Below are 23,076 nucleotides of genomic sequence, written 5' to 3' on the forward strand. Positions count from 1 at the left end.
GGAATTGGATGGCATAGACCTAAAGGGTAGTAAACCCAACCCCCCAATTCAATTTAATGGACGCAACTTCCCGAAACGTTTGCATTAGCCTGGCGGAAAGGCAACGAAGCTAATGGATAGCAAAATGAGCAGCATTCCGCCGATTCCCACAATCCAACGCGTGCTCTTGTGACCGATCCGATGTTCGAGAAAGGCAATCTTGCTAGATTGAAATACGGCCGAGGCATCGACAATCGCGGCCCAGATTCCACCAACTCCCAACAGCCCGGTAAAGATCGTCATGATCCAGACGCCTAGCTCCATCACTCCCCTGCTCTTTCCCAATTTCGGCTTCGCTCGACGGCATCTTTCCAGCGAGCATACATCTGATCCATCTTGCTGCGATCGGCGGCCGGAGCGAACTCTTTATCCAGACTCCAGAGCCCACGAAGCTCATCTTGCGACTGCCAGAAACCTACGGCAAGTCCCGCGAGGAACGCGGCTCCCAGGGCGGTCGTTTCGCTGATCTTCGGACGGCGGACCGGCGTGCCCAAAAGGTCGGTTTGAAACTGCATCAAGGCGTTGTTCACGCTGGCCCCGCCGTCGACCTGCAGGACCTGCAGCGGCACGCCTGCGTCGCGCTGCATGGCTTCGATCATGTCGCGCGTTTGGTAGGCCATCGATTCGAGCGCTGCCCTGGCCAGGTGCCCCCCGGTCGTTCCTCGAGTAAGACCGACGATCGTCCCACGAGCATTCGGGTCCCAGTACGGCGCCCCGAGCCCGACAAACGCCGGTACAAAGTAGACGCCGCCGTTGTCTTCCACGGTGTCTGCGAGAGGTTCGACCTCGGACGAGCACTCGATGATGCCCAGGCCATCACGCAACCACTGCACGACGGCGCCGGCGACAAAGATCGACCCTTCCAGGGCATAGCTGACCTGGTCGCCGATCTTCCAGCCGACCGTGGTTAGCAGGTTGTTTTGCGAAAGGACAGGCTTGTCGCCGATGTTCATCAAGGCGAAAGCCCCGGTGCCGTACGTGTTTTTCACCATCCCTTGATCGAAGCAGGTCTGGCCGAAGGAGGCGGCCTGTTGATCGCCAGCCATGCCGGCGATCGGGATCGGCGCTCCGAGAATCGCCGGATCGGTTTCGGCGAATTTGCCGCTGCAGTCGACGATCTCCGGCAACATCTGGCGAGGAATGTCATACGCCGCAAGTAACTCGTCGTCCCAGTCGAGCGTCTCGAAGTTCAGCATCATCGTGCGCGAAGCATTGCTCACATCGGTCACGTGCCGCTTGCCGCCGGTTAGCTTCCAAACCAAATAGCAGTCGACCGTGCCGAACAGCAAGTGACCGTCTTCCGCCGCTTGTCGCGCACCATCGACCGTTTCCAAAAGGTGCATCAACTTGGTCGCGGAGAAGTACGCATCGAGAACCAGGCCGGTCTTCTGGCGGATGGTCTGCTCGAGTCCTTCTTTGCGAAGCCGATCGCAGAGGTAGCTTGACACGCGGCTTTGCCACACGATGGCGTTGTGGATCGGTTGGCCGGTCCGTTTGTCCCAGACAAAGGTCGTTTCGCGCTGATTGGTGATGCCGATCGCCGCTACTTCTTCGAGGGCGACTTTTCCCAGTGCCCCTTGGACGGTATTAAGTTGGCTGTTCCAGATGTCTTCGGGGTCGTGTTCGACATGTCCCGGCGACGGCAGGATCTGACGGAATTCTTCCTGGGCGACCGAGACAATCCGGGCATCGTGATCGAACAAGATTGAACGACTGGAAGTAGTGCCTTGATCGATGGCGAGTAGGTATTGGGGCATGGTGACGAGTCCTGCGAGGAGCATTTAGTCGGGAAGAATCTGCTTTCCGAATCGCGATTGTAATCTCTGAATGTAGGTTTCGATGGTTTCCTGTTTGGCATCGGCGGCAAGCTTGTCAGCGGCAATCAGGGCATCGGCGATCCCACTTAACTGGGAACGCGACAGTCCCGGATCGAAGACCAGCATCAAGCGACGCTCCACGATATCGGCCATGGTCTTTGCATGAAGCTGGGAAATCGCCGCCGCTGCGAGTGTTTGAATATCCGACGCGCTGTCGATGCCGGTAAGGTGCTGCATGATGAACCGGGCACGTTGTCCCGGCTCGATTTGCGGCGGATCGCCCTCGTAAGTCTTACGCTTCTTTGAGTCGGCGACGACCTCGCGGCCAAGTTGCTTGAGAATCTTCTTGGCCGAGTGCTCGGCCAGCGAGCGACAGGTCGTAAGCTTGCCGCCGACGATCGTGTAACATGGCCATGGCGTGGAAGTATGTTCGTGCAACCAGTGCCCGCGCGGGATTGACGCGGTCGAGCTTGCGGGCACGTAAGGAAGCGGGCGAACGCCACTGTAGTGCTGAGTGATGTCATCTTGCCCAAGGTCGACGCCTGGCAGTACCGAATTGACGCATTTGAGAAGGTAGTCGATCTCTTCCTGGCTCGCGGTTGCCTGTTCCGGGTCGCCGTCGTGCCGAATGTCGGTCGTGCCGATCAATACTCCGCCGTTCCAGGGCAAGATAAAGACGGGGCGTCCGTCGAATGCTTCGGCATAAATGCCAAGCGGACCGAGAGCTTCCTTCAGTACGGGCTTGTGAGAAATCAAATGCGAACCACGCGTTCCACCGAAGAGTCGGTTCGAGCGAATGCCCAACTCTTGCAGCGTTTCGTCGCCTGATGGCCCCGACGCGTTGATCAGAACTGATGGCTCTAAGGGATCGATCGCCGCATCGAAGTCTAGGAGGTTCTCAAACTCGAAATGTTTGCCATTCAGTTTGGGACGTCGATAGGTACGAAGCGTAAAGCGGACGCCGTGCTGTTGTGCGATTTGCTGGCAGTCGTGAATGAGCGTTGAAACGTAAAGCTCAGGGAATTCGATCTGCCCATCGTAGTAGCTGAAGACGTCGACGAAGCTGGCATCGAAACCAATCGGTTTCCACTGTTTTGGGGACATGCGTTTGTGCGATCCCAGGTTTTGGCTACCAGCCAGAAAGTCGTACATCGTGAGCCCGCTGCGGATCGCCCAGGCACCACGCGATGGATTCTTGGATTTGAAAATGGGCAGATTGAAGAACCCGGCCGCTGAGGAGATAAGTCCTGCGAACTGAGATTTGACCGGAATCATCAGTTCAAGCGGGGAGACATGTTCCGGCGAGTTGCGCAAAAAGCGTTCCCGCTCGGCCAGCGACTCGTAAACGAGCGAAGCTTCGCCGTGCTCGAGATACCGGAGCCCACCATGAATCAGGCGCGACGACCAACTGGTGGTGCCTGAGGCAATGTCGGCGTGATCGACCAGAACGACCGGTATCTGATTGAGGAGAAGTTCCCGAGCCAGGGCGGCACCATTGATGCCGGCTCCGAGGATGAGAACGGGGTTGAGATCTTGTGCCATGTTCGCAGTCCCTGCTGTGGCGAAGCAAAAAGGCCAACACCCGTAGCTTACATCTCTTCGAGTTGTCGCTCCAGGTAGGTGATTTGCGTGCGAATCGATTCCAGGTTGGGATTCAGACGCAGTGCGCGGCGGAAACTATCGAGGGCCATGACGTTTTCACCCTGGCGTAAGTAACACTGCCCCATCGAGATGGCCGCCGGGAAATGATATGGGTTGATCTCCAGGGCTTGATGGCTGTCACGTAGCGATCGCTCGAAGTTCTGCCGTTTGAAGTAGACTTGGCCTCGTTGATTGTACGCTTCAGAATACCACGGAGCATCGACAATTAGCGAATCGGCTTCCTGCAACGCGGAATCTAAAGAGTTTCCTTGGATCTGGGTCATGACTTTACGCAAACGATGGCGTTGGCTTTGCGTGCCGGCACGAATCCAAAGCGAGCGAATGCCATTCTCTGCAATCAAGCGGACGCCCCGGTCGGCATCGTTTAGCGCCATGCCAACGGTATGGTTCGAAGAATAGTCGCTGACAAAACAAAGGGCCATCACTGCCGCGCGGCGTACTTCGGGGGTGCCGTGTTGGCAAAGACGCTCCAACGTTCCGCACGTATAAACAGCTGCCACGCGGTGAATGAACGCGGCAGTATTCTCTTCCGAAAGATATTTCTGGAAGATAGAAAGGAGTACGGGTTGACGCTCGGGGGAGTCGCTCACAAGTTGGCCTTACGGCAATCAAAGTGCATTTCTCTCGTCCTGAGATCGAAAATCCATTATGGTCAGTCCATTGAACAATGTCCGAGTGTAATCACGCGGTAACCCCGGAGCAAATAATCGATGCGATCGTCGAAATGTAATCTTTCCCAGCTTCTCTTGGGAGTATTGACAGTCCAGATTTTGCTATTAAGCGGTCAGACGCAAGCACAAGAGACCATCGCTTGGCGAACCGAAGCCGACCTGGAAAAGCAGCTTCAATCGACCTTCGATTTAACATGGGAAGAAGTCCCCCTTCGCGATGGCCTCATGCGTCTGGCACAAACGCAGCGGGTTGCCATCTTCTTGGATCGCCGCGTTGATCCCGATCAGACGATGAAGATGAATTTTTCCGACGAGCGGCTGGAACTTGGGCTGCAACGGATCGCCGCTCAGTTGGGAATCGGCATGGCACGTGTCGGCGACGTGATTTACCTCGGACCACAAGAGACGGCCAGCCGCTTACCCACCGTGGCCGAGTTGCAAGCACAGTTTGCTAAATCAAGCGGCTACCCGGAAGCGGTCAAATTGCTCGATCGAAAGAAGTACGGTTGGCCCAAGCTTTCGACCCCGGAAGAGATTCTGACGGAGGTAGCTACCAATCACGGGATGCGCTGGAGCAATCTGGATGTCGTGATCAAGCACGACCTGTGGCCAGCGGTCGACTTTCCGTCGATGAAGACGACCGAATACCTGACGTTAGTCTTGGCTGGCTATCATGCGTCGTATCGGTTTAACAAGGCCAACGATGGCGTCGAACTCCAACTGGTTCCGATTCCGGAAGAACTATCTCTCACGCGTGTTTATCCCTATGCCGGCAATCACGACGAAGCGATCGAAAAGATCAAGCAGCTTTTTCCGGAGGCTCAGGTTCAATCGGATGGCAAGCGGAAATTGGCCGTAACAGGACCTCAGCAAGTTCAAGAGCAAGTTGCCAAATTGCTGCGAGGAGGGACGGCACGCAACACAGTCGTCATGCCAGGCGAGAAACGGTACACGCTCAACGTCGAACAACTTCCCCTGGGGCCGGTTCTCAAAGCGCTAGAGCAACAGCTGGACAAGAAGTTTGAAGTGCCCGAGGGGATGGAAGACGCGTTGGCTCGGCGAATTACCTTCAGCGTAAAAACCGTTGACATGACCGGATTGCTCGATGCGGTCTTCAAGGATACGGACTTTGCCTACGAGATTCAGGAACAGAAGATCGTCGTTACGAAGAAGCAATAAGGCGAACTATCCAACGCGGGCATAAAAAAAGACGACATCACCCATTATAGGGCTTTGTCGTCTGATTGATTCTGAATGTTCTTCCGCGAGTGGCTGAACTTAGCAGCCGTGCTTTTCGAGCTTTTCGCGAAGTGTATCGGCGGTGAATGGCTTGACCAAGTAGTCGGAAACACCAGCCTGGATGGCTTCCATGACGCGCGACTTTTCAGCTTCGGTCGTAACCATCATGATCTTCACGTCGGCATCGATCTTGCGAATCTCTTGAATCACTTCCAGGCCGCTCTTGCCTGGCATGTTCCAGTCGGTCAGTACGAGGTCGAACTCACCTGGCTTGAACAGACTGACTGCTTCTTCCCCGTCGGCAGCTTCAACCGCGTTCGGCACGCCGACCGCTTGAAGGGAACGGAGAATGATCTTGCGCATGGTGCTGGAGTCGTCGGCTACGAGTACGCGTGTGGACATTTTCTTTAAAGCTCCTGTGTTTAGCCCTGCCCGCTCAGCCTGGATAGGCCGGTGGAGAATGGTCCTCGGGGAAATTGAAAATTTCTACCGAACATTAGGTCACGCTCTTAGGCCGTCAAATCTTAAGTGGGAAAAATCCACTTTTCGCGCTCAGCCATAGCGCTGACGTCATCCTGGGACTTCGCGTTAATATCGGTGCCGGTTATGGCATGGAAACGGAAGCTGGCGGATGCGTTTTACGGATAACACTCTGATTGTGGTGGGTTTGTTCCGTTTGTTTCGTCTAGGTCAGAGGGGATGACTTAATTGAGGGGAGAAAATTTATGACCTGACCAAACTTTTTCGTATTTACTAACCGACCTTTATACGAGAACGCCACAGGCATGCAGTGGGCTGGATGCACCTGACTCACGGCGTTTATCCGAAGGTGAAGGAGAACAAGTCGCGGACATGGCCGTCCCGCCCGAGAATCTCGGGGCAGCGGATCGAATATTCGTTCCAGCATTGATCAGGAGATAGAGTTTTGTCCGTAACAACTGAAGATCTAATGACGGAAGAGCGTTCGAGCCACGAGTCTCAGCGTCGCGAGGGGCTCAATTCCATGCAACTGGTCAGTTTTCAATTGGCCAAAGAGGAATACGGGATCGAGATAACCCGCGTTCAGGAGATCATCCTGGTGGGCGAAATCACCCGCGTCCCTCAAACCCCTCCTTACATCAAGGGCCTGATCAATCTCCGCAATACGGTCATTCCGATCGTGGATTTGCGGCTGCGGTTTGGGCTTCAAGAACAAGAGTCCACTGACGAGACCCGCATCATGGTCATGAACGTCGGTGGCAAGACGGTCGGCATCATCGTCGACGCAGTCAGCGAGGTCCTGCGTATCTCGAAGGACCAGATTTCCTCTCCGCCCCCAACCGTGGCTGGGTTGGGTCGTGAGTATCTCACTGGTTTGGTGAAGCTCGACAAGCGGCTTTTGATCTTGCTGAACATCGACAAGATCTTGGGTAAAGCAGAAGTCGAACAAATCGAAGCTCGAATCGGTTAAGCCACCCTCCGAGGAGCGTCTCGGAACCACGTTAACAGGGAAGTTCAGCTTCCCAGGCGATGCGGATGACCGCGCGAGCAGGAGCACGCGGAATTCATTGGAGGGAGCAGTTTACTTACATGACTACTGAATCAACGAGTTATTTAACCATGACCACTAATAAAACATCTCAGACGAACGAAGACGCCCAGGATCTTCGTAGCGAGCTTTCGGTAGCGAAAGCCATGAGCGAAAACTCGCCCATCAACATCATGATGGCCGACACGAACCTCACCATTACCTACGTCAATCCCGCCAGCTTGGATACGCTGCGTACTCTCGCTGCTTACCTACCCTGCGAACCGGAAGAAGTCGTCGGCCAGTCGATCGACATCTTCCACAAGGACCCGGCCTACCAACGTAGCATTCTCAGCAATCCACAGAACTTGCCCGTTCGCACTAATATCGAATTGGGCGATCAAACCGCCGATCTCTTGGTTTCGGCAACCTACGACGAAGCCGGTGAGTACCTCGGCCCAATGGTCACCTGGGAAGTCGTTACCGAAAAGCGTCGCCTGGAAGCTTCGGCTGCCGAAAAGACTGCCATCGTCGAGAACGCTCCGATCAATATTCTGCTGGCGGACCTGAACGGCACGATCACCTACATGAACCCAGCTTCGGAAAAGACGCTGCGTAGCATCGAGCACATCTTGCCGGTTCCAGCTTCCAAGATCGTTGGTGCTTCGTACGACATCTTCCACAAGAATCCCGCTCACCAGCGTCGTCTGCTAGGCGATCCGAGCAATTTGCCAGTGAACACTCAGATTGAGATCGAAGGGGAATACCTCGATCTACAGGCCAGTGCCATTTACGACAAAGACGGTCGCTACACCGGCCCGATGGTCGCCTGGTCGTTGGTCACCAATCAAGTCAAAGCGAAGCAGGCCGAAGAAGAACGCAACGAGCGTGAACGTACCGAACAGGCCGAACTGCTTCGCAACGTCGACCAGATCCTGGCCGTCGTTCAAGCTGCCGCCGAAGGTGACTTGACCCGGCGTATTGATCTGAACCGAGAGGATGCGATCGGCAAGCTGGCCGAAGGCATCGATCGCATGATCGCCGACCTGCGTGACATCATCAGCCAGGTTGTTGACAGCGGCATGCAGTTTGCTGAAGGTGCTTCGGTGATCGCTGAGAACTCGCAGAACCTGGCCCAGGGTGCGCAAACCCAGAGTGCTTCGGTCGAAGAGATGAGCGCTTCAATTGAAGAACTGACTCGCAGCATCGACTCGGTTAAGGACAACGCTGGTGAAGCCAACCGCATGGCGGGTGACACTAGCACGATGGCTGAAGAAGGTGGCAACGCCGTTCAGAAGTCGATCGAAGCGATGGAACGGATCAAGACTTCCTCGGAACAGATCAGCGAAATCATTCAAGTGATCTCGGAAATCGCCAGCCAGACCAACCTGTTGGCACTCAACGCGGCGATCGAAGCTGCTCGTGCCGGTGAACATGGCCTCGGATTCGCCGTTGTCGCCGACGAAGTTCGCAAGCTGGCCGAACGTTCGAGCGAAGCCGCCAAGGAGATTTCCTCGCTGATCAAAGAGTCGACCCAACGCGTTCAAGATGGTTCGACGCTCAGTGCCCAAACGGGTGCCGCGTTGGAGAAGATCATCGCCGGCGTCAGCTCGACGGCCGACAAGATCTCGGAAATCGCCACCGCGACCGTCGAACAGGCTCAAAACGCCAACGAAGTCGCTGGTGCGATCCAGCAGGTTTCCGGTGTTACCGAACAGTCGGCAGCCGCCTCGGAAGAAATGGCTTCCAGCAGCGAAGAGTTGGGTGCTCAGGCAACCATGCTTCGCGAACTGGTCAGCCGCTTCCGTATCTAAGCGAGCGAGTAAACATGGTCACTCGTCTCGCGGCCAGACGCCGCGAGACGAGGCGACTACCGTTTGGGCAGGAACGATTGAAGAAGGAAACAGCAAATGAGTTCAACAGACTCCACCGTACAAGTCACCGACGACCAAATGCGGCGTTATGCAAAAATGATTTACGAAGTAGCTGGAATCGAGATTTCTCCGGCGAAGAAGCAACTGCTTTCCAACCGCATTCGACGTCGTTTGAAAGAATCGGGAATCGCCGATTTCGAGCAGTACTACAACTTTCTGAAGAAGCTGCCGATATCGCATGTCGAATGGGATGGATTTCTGCAAGAAGTAACGACGCACGAAACCTATCTGTTTCGCGACGACTCCAACTGGAAGTGGCTTCGGGAAACGTTTCTGCCGGAATTGCAGAAGACCGATAAAAACTCACTGCGAGTTTGGTCGGCTGCTTGTAGCACCGGTGACGAGGCGTACTCGATCGCTACCTGTGTTGCCGATGGCCTTCGCAATCCATCCTCGTGGCGGGTTCAGATTCTGGGAACGGATATCGGAATCGGTGCCGTGCAGGACGCTAACGACGCGAAGTTCAATGAGCGCTCCATGCGTTTGGTTCCTGACGATTTGAAGCGTCGGTACTTCACCCAGCTAGGTGGAGCGGCCATTTGGGAGCCCAAAGCAAAGCTTCGCGCAATGACCAAGTTTCGACAGCACAATCTGTTGGACCGACTTGCCGAGTCGCCGTTCGATCTCGTGTTTTTGAAGAACGTGCTGATTTACTTCAACGCCGATTCGAAGAAATGCGTAATGCAGAACGTGGAACAAGTAATGAAGCCTGGTAGCTATTTGGTTGCTGGAGCAGCTGAGGGAATCGGCGACCTGATGGGAGGGTTCGAACGAATTCATCCCTGGCTCTATCTGCGAAAATAACAGCTGACAGAGTGAAGGAAAACGCAAAACCTGGTTTTGCAAACTTGGGGCAGCACAATGAGCGAAAACACAGTGATTCGAGATGATTGCTCAGACGATCTGTTGACCGATTTTCTCGACGAATCGACCCAACTGATCGAACGGATCAACGAACGCCTGATGGAGTTAGAGCAATGGGTTCAAGACGAAACCGGCTCCGGCGTCACCATCGACGAGGCCTTGTTGAACGACATGTTTCGCTCAGCGCATAGCATCAAGGGACTTTCCGCGATGCTGGGCCTGCCCCGTATCAATGGATTGACCCACAACATCGAGAACGTCTTCGACGCGGCGCGGCGAGGGCAGCTGTTGATCGAGCGACATGTGGTCGGCGTGATTTACGCATCCGTGGATCGCTTGAGTGAATTGATCGATCACCTCCGTGATACGCAGTCGGATGATCTCGACTGCGAGCCGCAGATTGCTGCGATTGCCGAGGTACTGATTGCTGGCGAGGCCCTGAAAGAGCAAGGGGCACAAAGCGACGTTGACGATGCGTTTGGCGGTCCTAAACCATCTGCGGAAGCCGAGACAAAACCATTGACCGAGGAAGAAACCATCATGGAACCAGCCATTGATTCGGCAGAGACTTTGCCGCTCGTTGATCCGTACGATTGTACTGCCATGTTCGCCGAAGTTCATGACGAGGCGGAAATTCCAGCGAAGTATCTAGCGATCTTCCTGGATGAAACCGAGTTATCGCTCGATGAGATCACGGACCTCTTGCTCGATTCGGATGCCTCGCTGCTGTTTGAGTCAGTACGCACGCTGATGTGCACGTCGCATCGAATCAAGGGTTCGGCAGCTTCGATCGGTCTGAATCGACCGGCCAAGCTGGCACATATGATGGAAGACGTCCTGCAGCGACACCGCGATGCCGAGAAGAGTCTGGATCCGTTTCTGGTGGACGCCCTGCTGGGATGTTCCGACGCGCTGCGAGCCTACCTGAAGGGGCTTCGCAGTGGCGAGACGGTGGAAGTCGACTTCGCCGCTTGTGCCAGCGAGCTGCTCGCCGTCGAAGCGGATTGCCTATCGGTCAGCGATGCTGCCGAAAAACCGAGAGTCGCAGAAGAAACAACGAGCGTACAGCCACGAACGCTCGATCCAGAGCGGCTTCAGCAACTTGCTGCCAATCATTTTGATGACGACGCCGCGCGTCTGCTGGTGTTAAACGTCAAGTTGGCAAGCCACGTCCCGCTGGTCGGCCTCAAAGCTCAATTGCTTTGCGAGAAGCTGGCACGACAAGGCGCTGTGCTGCTGACCGACCCCGAGCGAAGCAAGCTTGAAACGATCGGTGAGCTTTCCGGAATCGTCATCGGTGTGGTGACCAGCTTGGCAGATCCCGCGCTCTACAGCCTGTTGAACGTCTCCGGAGTTCAGGACGTCAACATTTCAGAGATCCAGCGCGACTTGAGTGTTACTCCCAAGACGGTAGAAGCGAAGCAGGAAGAACTGCCGGCAGCACCTCCTCAAGTTGAGTCGAAAGAGAAGGTTGTCGAACCACCGGTAGTCAAGCCAGAAGTCGTCCCTCCGAAGGCTTCGGAAACGAATGTGCCCGCGGCGAAACCTGCAGCGGCAACCTCTGGCAAGCCTGCTGATGCGAACCATGCCAAGCCGGCCGAAACGCTTCGTGTCGATATCGAACGTCTTGATCAATTGATGAATCTGGCGGGGCAATTGGTGATTAGTAAAGCCCGCTTCAATCAGCTGGGTGAAAACCTGCGTGATGCCGTTCCGCACAAGCAATGCCAGCAGTGGCTTGATTCGACCGAGTTGATGTGTCAAAAGATGCTGGAACGATCGGGTGGCATTAAGTCGAAGAAAGAGTCCAAGGAGTGGTCCGAGGTTCATGTCCAGGTTCGCAAGATTCAACAGAACCTTGCCGCGATCACCAAAGAGATGCGTCGAATGGACTCCATTCGTACTGGCATGACCAGCTTCTTTGACGCCGTTCATCAGCTGGATCGCGTGACCGATGGCATCCAGAAGACGATCATGGATACACGAATGGTTCCGATCGGTCCTCTATTCGGTCGTTTCCGTCGCGTCGTGCGGGATATTTCGCGTACCAACGGCAAAGAGATCACGCTTGAGATCAACGGTGAGAAGACCGAACTTGATAAGCGCATGATCGACGAACTAGGGGATCCGCTGATCCACATGGTCCGCAACTCGGCAGACCATGGCGTCGAATCGCCGGAAGATCGAGCCGCTGCCGGGAAACCCCAGTGCGGCACCATCACGCTTAACGCGTTCCATCGCGGCAATAGCATCGTGATTCAGGTCATAGATGACGGCCGTGGACTGAGTCGTGAAAAGATCGCCATGAAGGCTATCGAAAAAGGCCTGGTGACTCAGCACGACCTCGATCGCATGACCGACCAGCAGATTTACCAGTTGATCTGGGAGCCTGGATTCAGCACCGCCGAATCGATCACGGAAATCTCAGGCCGCGGCATGGGAATGGATATCGTTCGTGCCAAGATCGAATCGATCAATGGTGTCGTCGAAGTCGACAGCAAGCATGGTGAAGGCACAGTCTTTACCATCAAGCTTCCGCTGACGATGGCGATTCTGCCGAGCTTAATGGCCCGAATCGACGACGATTTGTTCTCGATTCCGGTCGAGTCGATCGTCGAGATCGTTTGCCTCCGACGTGACGAACTGCGAACGGTTCATGGCAAGGAAACGGCCATGGTTCGCGGGCGCCCTGTCTCCATAGTAGAGCTGCACAACACTTTCCGTTGGAGTCATGCAACACAGCGATCGACTTCGCATGGGGACGTCACCATGATCATTATCCGCAACGACAGCCGGGAAATGGGGCTGGTAGTGGATGGGATCTTGGGTGAAGAGGACGTCGTCGTGAAGTCGCTTGCCGAAAACTATCAGAACGTCGAAGGCATTGCTGGTGCGTGTGTGCTAGGCAACGGGCGAGTTGCTCTCATTCTCGATCCAGCTGCCGTCATTGATCTGGCTGTTCGCAGCCAGGTGGAAACAACCGTTTGTTAGGATGCCCCCATGAATATGATCACGAGCACGAATGACCAGAAGCTGCAGATGTTTCAGGAAGTCCTGGGTGCGGCGACGGAAGAAGCCTCGCAGGCAATGAGCGTCTGGACCGGTGGCAAGATCTCGCTGACGCTTGATTGCGTTCGTGAATTGCCACTGGAGATGGTAACCCAGGAATTCGATCTGGGAATGGATTTGCTGACGATGGTTGTTCTGACGATCGAAGGAGAGACCGGTGGAACGATGATCCTCACTTTCGACGAGGAAAATGGCCGGCGTCTGGCAGCCACGCTATTCAAGCAGGAAGTTTCAACCGATCCCCAATGGTCGGAACTGGAGCAGTCCGCACTCAGTGAAACGGGCAACATCCTCGGATGTGCTTACTTCAATGCCATCGCTCGCCTGGTCGATTGCGAATTCGTTCCTTCCCCGCCGACGTTTCTGCAAGACTACGGTGTCTGCGTGCTACAGCAGGCTCTCATGCAGCAGGCCCACGAGACGACGGACGTTCTCATCTGCCAGACCACTTTCCTGCAAGACACCGAAAAACTGAACTGGAATATCCTGTTCGTGCCTGATCCGAAGATGCGAGAAATGCTTCGCTCGGCCACGTAGTCGTCGGCAAGGTCCACATAATCGGAATCGTTTGCTGCCAGTTCACGCAGGCCGGGAGCTTGGTCGATGAAGTGGAAGGGGCCTGATCGCAGTGGCTCTCTTCTTCTGAGTGATGCTTGTGGGGCCCTGACATGCCTGTCGAGTCGATTCGCCGTACCTGGAACTACGCGCAGCTTGCCAAGGACTCGGTCAAAGTTCGCTGGTCATGCGACGAGAAAGCAAAACAGGCCGCCCAAAAGCTCGTTGCCGAGCGTCTGGGACGGATGCGAGGACTACCTCAAAAGGTTGGCCAGATGATGGCCTTCTCTGCCGACCCATCGAAACAAGAGGCTTTCGGCAGCCTATACGAGTCGGCCCAGCCCCTGCCCTGGTCGACCATGCGTCCCATCCTGCAAGCCTCTTGGGAAGTCGACCCGGACACGCTGTTTCAAGAGATTGATCCAAGCGGCAAGGCAGCGTCACTAGGGCAAGTGCACGCCGCTACGTTGCACGATGGTCGAAAGCTGGCAATTAAGATTCAATACCCAGGCATTCACGATGCCGTGATGGCCGACCTGGCCGGACTGGGTTGGTTAGCCAAACCGTTTGGGAATCTATCCGGCGGGTTCGACTTGGAAGGATATCGAGAAATGATTCTCGAAGGTCTCAAGACCGAACTCGATTACCGCCAGGAAGCGATCGCTCAAGCATCGTTCGCCAATGGTCCGGGGCGTAATCCATGGGTAATCGTCCCCCAGGTCGATCAAGAGCTTTCAAGCGAGAATGTCCTCGTCTCAGAGTGGATCGACGGCGACACCTGGCAGCAAGTTCAGTCACAATGGAGCCCTGAAGAGAAGTCGGAGCTGGGACGTCGCTTGCTCTTCTGGTTTCTCGAAAGCCTGTTCGAGCATGGGCAACTGCACGCCGACTTGCATCCGGGGAACGTGCGATTCTTGCGGACGAGTGACGGTCCGAAGTTCGTTCTGTACGACTTTGGTTCGGTGTACCAAATGAATGCGACCGAGCGATTGACGCTCTTGCGATTCATTCAGGCAACCCGAGATCAAAGCGAGGCCCCCCTCCCCTTCTTGGTCGCGCTGGGATTTCGCCACGAGCTACTCGAGCCGCTAGCCAGTCGCTTGCCGGCGCTGAGCCGCGTGCTGTTAGAACCCTTCTGTGTCGAGTATCCCTACGATACCAACCAATGGCGACTGAGCGAACGCTTGAACGACTTGCTCGGAGACGAGCGAATGAACTTTCGCATGGCTGGGCCGCCGAAGTTGATTTATCTGCTCCGATCGTTCCATGCGATGATCACCTATCTCGGCGGACTCGATGCCAAGGTGCTTTGGTGCCGCGCCCTGCAAACGCATGTCACGAACAATCGTCAGGCTATGGGGCAGTTGGTGCTGCCGTCATTGCCCACGTCAGACTACAAGACGTTAGCCAGGCACTTGAAAGTGCAAGTATTAAGAGACGGTCAATTGAAAGCCAGCGTCACGTTGGCAGCGGCGGCGATCGATCGCCTGGAAAAGTTTCTCGACGACGAAACGCTACGGCGAATCCAAGATGAGCGAATCGACCTGGTAAAGATCGTTAGGGACGTCCGAAGAAGAGGGTACGTCCCGGGAAGCGTCTTTGAATTGACTGATCCGCAGCGCGAGGTGAAGGTCTGGCTGGAATAACTAGGCCGGATGGCTCAGGCACTTTTCAAGCTCTTCTTTGATCGAGCTTTCAATACGGCCTTTGAAGAGCATTGCGGCAAATGGCAAGTCGCCATGCACGAGCACCGAGTCAGGCTGCACGTCCATTTCGCCTTTAATGACCAGGCCGGCCGTCTTGAACGAGAACTGCATGACGTCGTCGTCGGTCCAGGTTTGTTGCATATCCTTGATCTGCCCCTCGAAACGACCGCGCAGGTGTTCCAGCAGGGTTTTGACGCGGCTGGCAGCCTCGTCTTGACCAAGAGGATGGGGAACTTCGACCTTGAAGCCAGGCATGATGGTTCTCTTCGTTAAAGAAGTCCGGTTGCGATGTTACTAGTCCAATCTTCGTTGATTAGACCAGGAATGCAAGCCGTGGATAAGAGATCACGATCGCCGGACTACTCTTCTGCCTTGACGGTGTCGTCGTAAGAGCGACGGTCTTCGGGGTGCCACAAAGGGAGTCCATTAGCGAGACGACGAGCCAAGATGTCTAACTTTTCGTTGGATCCGGGAAGCGCGCCCGTTGGATCAAATCGATTCGACTCCACTTTCTCCGGTTCGTAATCCCAAATACCTAGGCGAATCGCGTCGAGAACGGAACTTGGCACGGTCGATTTCTCCTTGCATGGCAAGCGAAGCACGGAATATATCTGCGTTCTGTCTAAGCCAACTGGGAAGCACAGAACGACCCGCCAGTATCGAAACCCAAAATGCAAAAGTCAAGCAAGTTGTCGCGACTTTTGGGGGAAGTCCTCCACCAGTGGGGCCCGTGAATGTTTAGCTGCGGGAAAGGACTTCTTGCCTGTCGAGCTTCCAAGCGAGTCGTAACTGCTCGCGAAACGACTGCAGTAATTCCGCATCGATTTCACCGGTTCGATCACGATGACAAACGGCGCCCCTTACTGCCACGATGTCTGGTTGAATTTTGGCCACTGACGACAAGTGTTTCACGCGTAGCGAGCCGGCGAGCGCAAAATGAAGGCCGTCGGCATGCAACCGATCTCGCAGTTTCTTTAGCTGCATGGGGGACATGTGGTCGAAGACTGCCCCGGCTGATTTGTCGTAGGTGTCGACCAAAAAAGTTTGACACTCGAGTTGTCGCGCCATGTCCAGCACGTCTTCCAAAGACGGCGAGTCCGCCAGGTGCGCGTCGGCGTAGTACACCGCTACGCGCTGAACGCCATTGGGAAGCTGATCGAATAACGTGGACAGTTCGCTTTGCCAATCGGGTTGGCGGCGACAACCGGCCAGACCGATCTTCACGCTGTCAGCCTCCGCGGGGACATTCGCTACGGATACAACTTCCGGGAGTTCCCCCAAAGCTAGGCTGACCCGAGTTCGCTGGTGCCACTGGCAGGCGACCGCTTGCCAAACCTTTGGGGAGGTAGCCCCCAAAGAGCCTGAATTGGGTTCCTTCAAGTCAATGAGATCGACACTCAATTGTCCTGCGAGATTTGCTTCGGCGACACTTCGAACGCTGACCAGTAATTGCATGCAATTGGTTGTTTCTTTAGGAATCAATGAATTTGGCGCCAAAAGGTGCGAATCTGCAAATCAGGCTGTTTAGTGGAATCAACGGCAAATCCGCGATAATCCGCACCGGGGACCCGCCATCGTGCCACCTTGGCACGAAAACCTCGCTCTGATAGCCTAATTTGCTTCAGCATAACCTAACGTTTGGCACACATACCATGCCCGCAAATCGGCGTCGTTTGGCCGGATTGCACAACTGGGCATAGGTATTTTGTAACACCTTCCCCGGGGCAACAAAGGTGGCCAAGCATGGGTCAGACTGGAATCACATCGACGGACATCAACGGGATTCTCGGAGGACACCAGGCGGTGAGCGATCATCATTCAGGCGGCTCAGGTTCGGACAAACCTTTGCTGATCGGCATCGTTGTTCTTTTGATCGCATATGCTGTGGCATCGGTGGCCGGGTTCACGGTTTCTCCGAAAGCTGCTGCGGATTCAAATGCCGCTGCCCAGGCGCATCACGATGCGGCTCATGCTGACGAGCATCATGATGAACATGCCGATCCTCACGCCGCTGAGGCTCATGGCGGCCATGGCAGTCATCCCCTGCCGCACGTCTGGGCGGTCGCGCCGTTCGTGCTGCTGCTTGGCGCGATTGCCGTGCTTCCCCTGTTGAAGTTCACCGAACATTGGTGGGAAAGCAATACAAATCGATTGATCGTCGCGGCAGGCTTGGCGCTGGTCACTTTGGCTTATTACATGACGGTCTACGAGGCCGCTAGTTTCAGCGCCGCGTGGCATCGAATCGATCATGCCATCCTGGGCGAATACATTCCATTCATCGTGCTGCTGTTCTCACTCTATGTGATCTCCGGCGGCATCCGTATCTCCGGCGACTTGAAAGCCCATCCGACCACCAACGCCGCGTTCATGCTGGTGGGCGGTTTGTTGGCCAGCTTCATCGGAACTACCGGTGCGGCGATGCTTTTGATTCGTCCTCTGTTGGAAACCAATAAAGAACGTCGCTACCGCCAGCATACGGTCGTCTTCTTCATCTTCGTCGTTTGCAACTGCGGCGGTTGCTTGCTGCCAATCGGTGACCCACCGTTGTTCCTGGGTTATCTGCAGGGGGTCAACTTCCTCTGGACGATGACCGCGTTGTGGCAGCCGTGGCTGTTGACCAACGCGTTACTGCTGATCCTGTACGTGGTGATGGACAAGTTCTATTACTACCCCAAGGAAGATGCCGAAGACGTTCTGCGAGATGAAGTGCGAACCACGCCGCTTCAGATTCGCGGCCTTTGGCCAAACGCCTTGCTGCTGTTGGGCGTGATCTTTTCGGTGGCACTGCTCGATCCGACCAAACCACTACCGGGTATTGGTTGGTATCCGTTTGTCTACCTGCGAGAGGTGGTTCAGTTGGCCCTGGTGGGCTTAAGCTTGTGGCTGGGTAGCAGGCAGGTCCGCGAGGACAATCGCTTCAACTACCATGCGATCGTCGAAGTGGCGGCGCTGTTTGTGGGTATCTTTATCTGCATGCAGCCTGCTTTGGAGATCTTGAACGAACAAGGTCCGAGCCTGGGTATCGACACGCCGATGAAGTTCTACTGGATTACCGGTGGTCTTTCCTCGATCTTGGATAACGCCCCGACGTATCTGGTCTTCTTCAAGACGGCATTCCCGAACATGGATTCCGAGATGATTCATGCCGCCTTGGCGGATACATCCGGCAAGTCCCACTTGGAGTTGGTCGCGATCAGTTTGGGGTCGGTCTTCATGGGAGCGATGACCTACATCGGCAACGGTCCAAACTTCATGGTCCGAGCCATCGCCGAAGAAGGCGGCGTCAAGATGCCAAGCTTCTTTGGCTACGTTTTGTTCTTCAGCATTCCGATCTTGCTGCCCATTTTGGCAATCGTGTCGCTGGTCTTCCTTCTGTAAAAGCCTGCTGCACAGGCAGATTTCGCCGCATCGGGCACTTTCACCCTTTGCGGCCCGGGGAAGTTTATCCGATACTATTGAGCGGTAACTGCGGGGACTGGACCGCGTAGTCTCGAACTTCCCACGGATGATAAGCGATACGACGGTGGATTACTCCTACGTCCGTCACGACCGTGACTTACAAGCTCTTTGCCAACAACTGGCCGACGATAAGCACATCTTCTTCGATACCGAGTTTATTTCGGAGGATGTGTACCTGCCCGACTTGTGTCTGATACAAGTGGCAAGCAAGTCGGGGCTGACCGTCATCGACCCCAAGGGGATGATCGATCTGAGCCCCTTTTGGGATCTGATCACCAGCGACGACGTGACCGTCGTGGCCCATGCGGCACGGGAAGAGTTCCTGTTCTGTTTTCGGGCGACCGGCAAGTGGCCGACTCAACTTTTCGATACTCAGGTAGCCGCCGGGCTGATTGGAATGGAGTTTCCCATCTCGCTTGGCAATCTGATCACGCGCCAGTTGGGCGAACGGCTTCCCAAGGGAGAAACACGTACCAATTGGCGTGGTCGCCCACTTTCCAAGCTGCAGATCGAATACGCTCTGAATGACGTCATCTATCTCGACCAAATCTACCAGCAACTGGCCGAAGCGCTTGAGAACCTCGGCCGTGCCAGTTGGATGGAAGCCGAGATGACTCGCTTTCAGACGATCTGGGAAGATTATTCGACGCGCCCCGGTTGGCGAAGCGTTTCCGGAATCGGCAACTTGAATCGCCGCTCGCTGGCGATCATTCGCGAGATCTGGACCTGGCGCGATCACCATGCGAGGTCGCAGAACGTTCCCCCCCGTCGGATCTTACGCGACGATCTGATGGTGGAGCTTTCCAAACGCAAGTCCGCCAAGGTTTCCCAGATCAAAGCCCTCCGAGGCATGAACCGACGCGATCTCGATCCGTACATCGAAGATCTGGCCGATTGCGTTCGCCGGGCCATCGAACTGCCCGATGAAGACTGCCCGATGAATCATCGGGGAACGGCCAATTCGCAATACACCGTGCTGGGCCAATTCCTCAGCGCGGCACTGGGTAGCATCTGCCGCGAAGCCCGCATCGCCCCCAGTCTGGCGTGTACCATTCAGGACGTCCGCGATTTAGTGGCCTATCATTTAGATAAGACCGGAGAGTTGCCTTCGTTGGCCAAAGGGTGGCGGGCCGAGGTCATCGGTCGCACGATCGAAGACCTGTTGGATGGATCACTGGTCGTCAAAATTGGCGACCCGCGTGCCGACGAGCCCCTGGCATTCGAACGGCATTCCGATCAGGCTTAAAGGTAACCCAAGTCTTCAGCGGATGAAGCACGCGGGACAAGGATCGTCGTACGAGTTCTCCTCCAGCTTCCTCCCGACATGACTTTCATTATCCCATCTCGAACGATTCAACTTCTGGCCCTTACAGGCTGCCTCGCGCTTGCCGGGGCTGCGCGTGCCGAGGATGCGATTAGTCCGCCGGCATCGCCATGCGAGCTTTTCGCGACGGGTCTGGCTGGCCACACGGCCATGTGCTGTGATGGACAAGGCAACGTTCTGGCGACCAACTATCGACATCTCGGCTCGGTCGGCAAGATCAGCCAGCAAGACGGTGCTGCCCTGCTTTTTGACGCTCCGCTGGCAGTCGCTGAGCCTGTGGAAGCATCTTCCCTGGTCGGTATCGCTTTGGATGACGATCAACGAATCCTTGTCCTCGATTCCCAGCTTGGTCGCGTGTTGCGCTATGCACCTGAGTCGAAGATGGTGACCACGCTCGCCGATCGAATCCAGGGGCGACGTTTCGACTCGCTGTTTGCCATCGATATCGGCCCGGGTGGAAACATCTATTTCTCCGAGCCTGAGCGAGTTTCCGGCGGTGACGCGACTGGTTCGCTGTATCGATTCGATGTCGTGACGAATCGCCCTGTGCTATTGGTCGATGGTCTCGATCAACCTACCGGTATCAGCCTCAGTTCGGACGGAAAGTCACTGTACGTTGCCGAGTCGGGCCGCGGGCAGATTTCCGTTTACGGGATCAACCAGCAAGACGGTACCGCCGAAAAGGTGGCCGCGTACTTTCTAACGCTGCTGCTGGATGTCGACGATCCGAAAGAGATCGGTCGTCTGGGACATATCGCAATCGATCGCCGGAACTGGCTGTACGTCAGCCTGTGGGATCGCGGAGAAGTGGCCGTCATCGATACGACCAATGGCAAGCTGATTGAGGTCATCTCGTGTCATAGCGACAGCGTCTTCGGGCTTACGCTGTGGCAAGATGCTTTGCTGATGTCGATTCCCGAAAAGGAGGCGATCTATCGCTACGATCTTCGCCCCCTCATCGGTCGTCACGCCCCTTAAGGCCGCTTACTGATAGCGGCTGAACGGGGTTGGGCTCAGCGGTGCCGGGGTGCCACCGGCCGGGGTTTGAGCAGCAGGCGTCTGCGGTTGATACGGTGGTGCTGGCATCTGTGGCGAAGCGGTTTGAATCGCTGCCCCGTAGAAGTGGGTCGACTCTTCGATCGCCAGACGCGTGGTCGGATCATCGCAGCGAACTTCCGCTCGGAACGTGTGGTTCCCTTCGCTGCGGCCGCGGGCCTTGACCGTAACGGTGATCTCCTGGCCAGCGTTGACGGCCGGAATCGTGTTCAACTGAACGATGTCACCCTGGATGGTTCCTTTGCCACCTTCAACCGAGACCGGCTCGATGCCGCTGCCGAAACTGACGGTAACCTTCACGCCGCGGGCTTCCTTCGTGCCGCGGTTGTTAAGCGTAAATTCGTATTCCACTTCCTGGCCAACCGGAATCGGACCGGTCGGATCGTTCACCAGCAGTTTGAGGTCAGCCACCGACTCGACGCGGGTGATCAATTCGTGACGGCTGGAGAGCCCCTGATCGGCGTTGGCACTGACTTGTAGGATGTTGTTTCCTTCGACCATCAGCGTGCTGACGACCTGAAGCGGCTGCTGGGTGCCGGCTTCCAGCTTCGGCAGATTCCAGGTCACGCGGCCTGAAGCTTCGTCGAGCTTACCACCGTGCGATGCCGACACGAACTTCGATCCGGTTGGAAGCGTGGCTTCGACCTGAATGCTGCTGGCCGGTGCGTTACCCGCATTGGCAACGACGACGGCGTAGGTGGCGGTCGTGGCGGCATACTTGATGCCAGGTCCTTGGGCATTGACGGCAAGCTCGGCACGACGCACCAAAACGTCGTGGGCGGCAGCGGCACGCAGGCCGTTGTCAGCAGTCGTTTCGGCTCGCAGCGAAAGCGTTCCGGCCTGCTTGGCGGTCAGTTCCAATTCGATCACCTTCTGATCGCCCGGGGCAATCGTGCCGATCGAGTCGATGACCGTCGGGTTTTGCCCCTTCTTGATCGGCATGATCGTAATCGAGACGTTCTCGGCTGGACCGGTACCGGTGTTCTTGGCTATGACTTTGAAGATCTGCGAATCGCCAAACAGGATGTCCTGCGGGCCATCGATCACCATGTCGAGCTTAGGCTCGAGGACCGAGATCGGCGATTTCGCACTCAGCGGTGCGTAGGCGACTTCCAGACCCAGTTCAAACGGACGCGTTTGCGTGGCGATCAACCCGAGATCGAGCGAGCCTTCGCTGTGGGCAGGCAAAACAGGGATGTCCCATTGGATGGCCATCATGCCTGTTTGCGTCTGCACCTGGCGTGGCGAACCGAGGGTTCCTCGCAGGTCTTGCAATTGAATGCCTGGTGGCAGCACCATTTGAATGGTGACCTGGCGAGCGTTGGCGTCTCCCATGTTGCGTGCATGGATGCGATAGGTCGACGGCTTGCCAATCACCAGCGACTTCGGGCCAGCGGCGTCGACGATCACGGCTGGGCTGTTGACCGAGAAGAGCGTGGCGGAAGTGGTGGCCGGCTGCGGACGCGGAGCAGGCGTTTCAATGGCGGAAAGCGTCTGGCGGGGAATGACCGTCTGCTGGGGTGCCACAGGCTGCGGTTCCGGTTCTGGTTTTGGCTCTTCCTTCACTGCGACACGTGCGGCTCCGATCGAAGCGGCACCGTTGGCGGCCGGGGTTTCGGTTGCCGATGGCGAAGGTTGATAGCGATAAGGGTTCACATTGCCAGGGGCCGCAGGCTTAGGCATCGGGGATGCTTCCTGCTTAGGGGCCTCTTGCGGTGCGGGGGCTTCCAACTCAGGGGCAGCTTCCGGTTCGCTACCAAGAGTAACAGGATTCTCGCGGAAACGGCTCAGGGCTTCGTCGAGCGAAGAAGGGAGCCCAGCCGGTGGGGCAGCTTCAGGCTTCGTTTCCACTTCGGCCGGTTCTTCCAACTCGGTGGTGGTCACGCGGCGACGGCTGGAAGGTCGCGTCGACTCTTCTCCTGCCGTAAGTCGCATGCCGTTCGCGGCCTGGGCATTCATGCGTGCTGGCATTGGTTGCAGCGGTACGGAGCTTTCCGGAGCGGTAAATCGGCTGGGCGCAGGGGGAGCGAACTCGTGGACAACCGACTGCTTCGTTTCGGCCGAAACTTCCTGCTGCGGCATAAGTCCTGAAATGACGACGTGGCCGAGGGCGGCGAGTACGATGAGTCCCGCGGTTCCCAGAATTGCGCTACGATGCATCATTGAATTTCCTG

The 23,076-nt window shown here is 56.1% G+C and carries 19 protein-coding genes; 10 read left to right on the forward strand and 9 right to left on the reverse strand.

Annotated elements, in window-relative coordinates; translation table 11 throughout:
- Positions 1 to 84 precede the first annotated feature (84 nt).
- From Pan97_RS10390 to Pan97_RS10405, 4 genes are read right to left on the reverse strand one after another with little or no spacing between them, the layout of a single operon-like run.
- Positions 85 to 306, reverse strand: a complete 222-nt coding sequence (locus Pan97_RS10390; RefSeq protein WP_144972254.1) for a hypothetical protein — start codon at positions 304 to 306, stop codon at positions 85 to 87.
- The gene (gene glpK / locus Pan97_RS10395) at positions 303 to 1,796 is read right to left on the reverse strand and encodes a glycerol kinase GlpK (RefSeq protein WP_144972255.1); all 1,494 of its coding nucleotides are present in this window, start codon (positions 1,794 to 1,796) and stop codon (positions 303 to 305) included. The genes Pan97_RS10390 and glpK overlap by 4 nt, the downstream gene beginning before the upstream one ends.
- A gap of 24 nt (positions 1,797 to 1,820) precedes the next feature.
- Complete coding sequence (locus tag Pan97_RS10400) at positions 1,821 to 3,398, reverse strand: glycerol-3-phosphate dehydrogenase/oxidase (protein ID WP_144972256.1); 1,578 nt, start codon at positions 3,396 to 3,398, stop codon at positions 1,821 to 1,823.
- Positions 3,399 to 3,445: 47 nt separating this feature from the next.
- Positions 3,446 to 4,108 (reverse strand): tetratricopeptide repeat protein, encoded by a 663-nt coding sequence (locus Pan97_RS10405; protein ID WP_144972257.1) that lies wholly within the window; start codon positions 4,106 to 4,108, stop codon positions 3,446 to 3,448.
- A 120-nt stretch (positions 4,109 to 4,228) separates the two neighbouring features.
- On the opposite strand from Pan97_RS10405, the gene Pan97_RS10410 reads away from it, so the two are divergent.
- Entirely contained in the window at positions 4,229 to 5,368 is a 1,140-nt protein-coding gene (locus tag Pan97_RS10410; RefSeq protein ID WP_144972258.1) for a hypothetical protein, read from the forward strand.
- 99 nt (positions 5,369 to 5,467) lie between these two features.
- Here the strand turns inward: Pan97_RS10410 and Pan97_RS10415 are convergent, their stop codons facing one another.
- Positions 5,468 to 5,830, reverse strand: coding sequence for a response regulator (locus tag Pan97_RS10415; protein ID WP_144972260.1), 363 nt, complete (start codon positions 5,828 to 5,830; stop codon positions 5,468 to 5,470).
- Positions 5,831 to 6,353: 523 nt separating this feature from the next.
- Here Pan97_RS10415 and Pan97_RS10420 point away from each other — a divergent pair.
- From Pan97_RS10420 to Pan97_RS10445, 6 genes are all read left to right on the forward strand, one after another.
- The gene (locus tag Pan97_RS10420; protein ID WP_196782341.1) at positions 6,354 to 6,878 is read left to right on the forward strand and encodes a chemotaxis protein CheW; all 525 of its coding nucleotides are present in this window, start codon (positions 6,354 to 6,356) and stop codon (positions 6,876 to 6,878) included.
- Between the two features lie 149 nt (positions 6,879 to 7,027).
- Positions 7,028 to 8,749, forward strand: coding sequence for a methyl-accepting chemotaxis protein (locus tag Pan97_RS10425; RefSeq protein WP_165698694.1), 1,722 nt, complete (start codon positions 7,028 to 7,030; stop codon positions 8,747 to 8,749).
- Positions 8,750 to 8,845: 96 nt separating this feature from the next.
- Positions 8,846 to 9,673: a CheR family methyltransferase gene (locus tag Pan97_RS10430; protein ID WP_144972262.1), complete on the forward strand. Its 828-nt coding sequence runs from the start codon at positions 8,846 to 8,848 to the stop codon at positions 9,671 to 9,673.
- 57 nt (positions 9,674 to 9,730) lie between these two features.
- Positions 9,731 to 12,724, forward strand: coding sequence for a chemotaxis protein CheA (locus Pan97_RS10435; protein WP_144972264.1), 2,994 nt, complete (start codon positions 9,731 to 9,733; stop codon positions 12,722 to 12,724).
- A 9-nt stretch (positions 12,725 to 12,733) separates the two neighbouring features.
- On the forward strand, positions 12,734 to 13,339 hold the full coding sequence (locus tag Pan97_RS10440; RefSeq protein WP_196782342.1) for a chemotaxis protein CheC: 606 nt from the start codon (positions 12,734 to 12,736) through the stop codon (positions 13,337 to 13,339).
- Positions 13,340 to 13,470: 131 nt separating this feature from the next.
- Positions 13,471 to 15,003: an AarF/UbiB family protein gene (locus Pan97_RS10445; RefSeq protein ID WP_144972266.1), complete on the forward strand. Its 1,533-nt coding sequence runs from the start codon at positions 13,471 to 13,473 to the stop codon at positions 15,001 to 15,003.
- On the opposite strand, the gene Pan97_RS10450 is transcribed toward Pan97_RS10445, so the two are convergent.
- The 3 genes from Pan97_RS10450 to Pan97_RS10460 all read right to left on the reverse strand — a co-directional run bounded on the left by Pan97_RS10450 (position 15,004) and on the right by Pan97_RS10460 (position 16,518).
- The gene (locus Pan97_RS10450; RefSeq protein ID WP_144972268.1) at positions 15,004 to 15,318 is read right to left on the reverse strand and encodes a polyhydroxyalkanoic acid system family protein; all 315 of its coding nucleotides are present in this window, start codon (positions 15,316 to 15,318) and stop codon (positions 15,004 to 15,006) included.
- Positions 15,319 to 15,422: 104 nt separating this feature from the next.
- Positions 15,423 to 15,632: a hypothetical protein gene (locus tag Pan97_RS10455; protein WP_144972271.1), complete on the reverse strand. Its 210-nt coding sequence runs from the start codon at positions 15,630 to 15,632 to the stop codon at positions 15,423 to 15,425.
- A 169-nt stretch (positions 15,633 to 15,801) separates the two neighbouring features.
- Positions 15,802 to 16,518 carry a (5-formylfuran-3-yl)methyl phosphate synthase gene (locus Pan97_RS10460; RefSeq protein WP_144972273.1) on the reverse strand — a complete coding sequence of 239 codons (717 nt, stop codon included), beginning with the start codon at positions 16,516 to 16,518 and terminating at the stop codon, positions 15,802 to 15,804.
- A gap of 288 nt (positions 16,519 to 16,806) precedes the next feature.
- Here Pan97_RS10460 and Pan97_RS10465 point away from each other — a divergent pair, with 288 nt between their 5' ends.
- The 3 genes from Pan97_RS10465 to Pan97_RS10475 all read left to right on the forward strand — a co-directional run bounded on the left by Pan97_RS10465 (position 16,807) and on the right by Pan97_RS10475 (position 20,824).
- Positions 16,807 to 18,441, forward strand: coding sequence for a sodium:proton antiporter (locus Pan97_RS10465; RefSeq protein ID WP_144972275.1), 1,635 nt, complete (start codon positions 16,807 to 16,809; stop codon positions 18,439 to 18,441).
- A gap of 145 nt (positions 18,442 to 18,586) precedes the next feature.
- Positions 18,587 to 19,768: a ribonuclease D gene (locus Pan97_RS10470; RefSeq protein ID WP_165698695.1), complete on the forward strand. Its 1,182-nt coding sequence runs from the start codon at positions 18,587 to 18,589 to the stop codon at positions 19,766 to 19,768.
- 78 nt (positions 19,769 to 19,846) lie between these two features.
- Positions 19,847 to 20,824 carry an SMP-30/gluconolactonase/LRE family protein gene (locus Pan97_RS10475; RefSeq protein WP_144972280.1) on the forward strand — a complete coding sequence of 326 codons (978 nt, stop codon included), beginning with the start codon at positions 19,847 to 19,849 and terminating at the stop codon, positions 20,822 to 20,824.
- A 6-nt stretch (positions 20,825 to 20,830) separates the two neighbouring features.
- Here Pan97_RS10475 and Pan97_RS10480 read toward each other — a convergent pair whose 3' ends face one another.
- The gene (locus Pan97_RS10480; protein ID WP_144972282.1) at positions 20,831 to 23,065 is read right to left on the reverse strand and encodes a COG1361 family protein; all 2,235 of its coding nucleotides are present in this window, start codon (positions 23,063 to 23,065) and stop codon (positions 20,831 to 20,833) included.
- Between the last annotated feature and the right edge of the window lie 11 nt (positions 23,066 to 23,076).

Source organism: Bremerella volcania, from assembly GCF_007748115.1.
Classification (GTDB): Bacteria; Planctomycetota; Planctomycetia; order Pirellulales; family Pirellulaceae; genus Bremerella; species Bremerella volcania.

Bases quoted from the DNA above. Each gene is read 5' to 3' on its own strand.
- Pan97_RS10460 (WP_144972273.1), bottom strand. From the start codon at position 16,518: ATGCAATTACTGGTCAGCGTTCGAAGTGTCGCCGAAGCAAATCTCGCA.
- Pan97_RS10450 (WP_144972268.1), bottom strand. From the start codon at position 15,318: ATGCCTGGCTTCAAGGTCGAAGTTCCCCATCCTCTTGGTCAAGACGAG.
- Pan97_RS10480 (WP_144972282.1), bottom strand. From the start codon at position 23,065: ATGATGCATCGTAGCGCAATTCTGGGAACCGCGGGACTCATCGTACTC.
- Pan97_RS10425 (WP_165698694.1), top strand. From the start codon at position 7,028: ATGACCACTAATAAAACATCTCAGACGAACGAAGACGCCCAGGATCTT.
- Pan97_RS10415 (WP_144972260.1), bottom strand. From the start codon at position 5,830: ATGTCCACACGCGTACTCGTAGCCGACGACTCCAGCACCATGCGCAAG.
- Pan97_RS10445 (WP_144972266.1), top strand. From the start codon at position 13,471: ATGCCTGTCGAGTCGATTCGCCGTACCTGGAACTACGCGCAGCTTGCC.
- Pan97_RS10475 (WP_144972280.1), top strand. From the start codon at position 19,847: ATGACTTTCATTATCCCATCTCGAACGATTCAACTTCTGGCCCTTACA.
- Pan97_RS10440 (WP_196782342.1), top strand. From the start codon at position 12,734: ATGAATATGATCACGAGCACGAATGACCAGAAGCTGCAGATGTTTCAG.
- Pan97_RS10430 (WP_144972262.1), top strand. From the start codon at position 8,846: ATGAGTTCAACAGACTCCACCGTACAAGTCACCGACGACCAAATGCGG.
- glpK (WP_144972255.1), bottom strand. From the start codon at position 1,796: ATGCCCCAATACCTACTCGCCATCGATCAAGGCACTACTTCCAGTCGT.
- Pan97_RS10410 (WP_144972258.1), top strand. From the start codon at position 4,229: ATGCGATCGTCGAAATGTAATCTTTCCCAGCTTCTCTTGGGAGTATTG.
- Pan97_RS10435 (WP_144972264.1), top strand. From the start codon at position 9,731: ATGAGCGAAAACACAGTGATTCGAGATGATTGCTCAGACGATCTGTTG.
- Pan97_RS10465 (WP_144972275.1), top strand. From the start codon at position 16,807: ATGGGTCAGACTGGAATCACATCGACGGACATCAACGGGATTCTCGGA.
- Pan97_RS10400 (WP_144972256.1), bottom strand. From the start codon at position 3,398: ATGGCACAAGATCTCAACCCCGTTCTCATCCTCGGAGCCGGCATCAAT.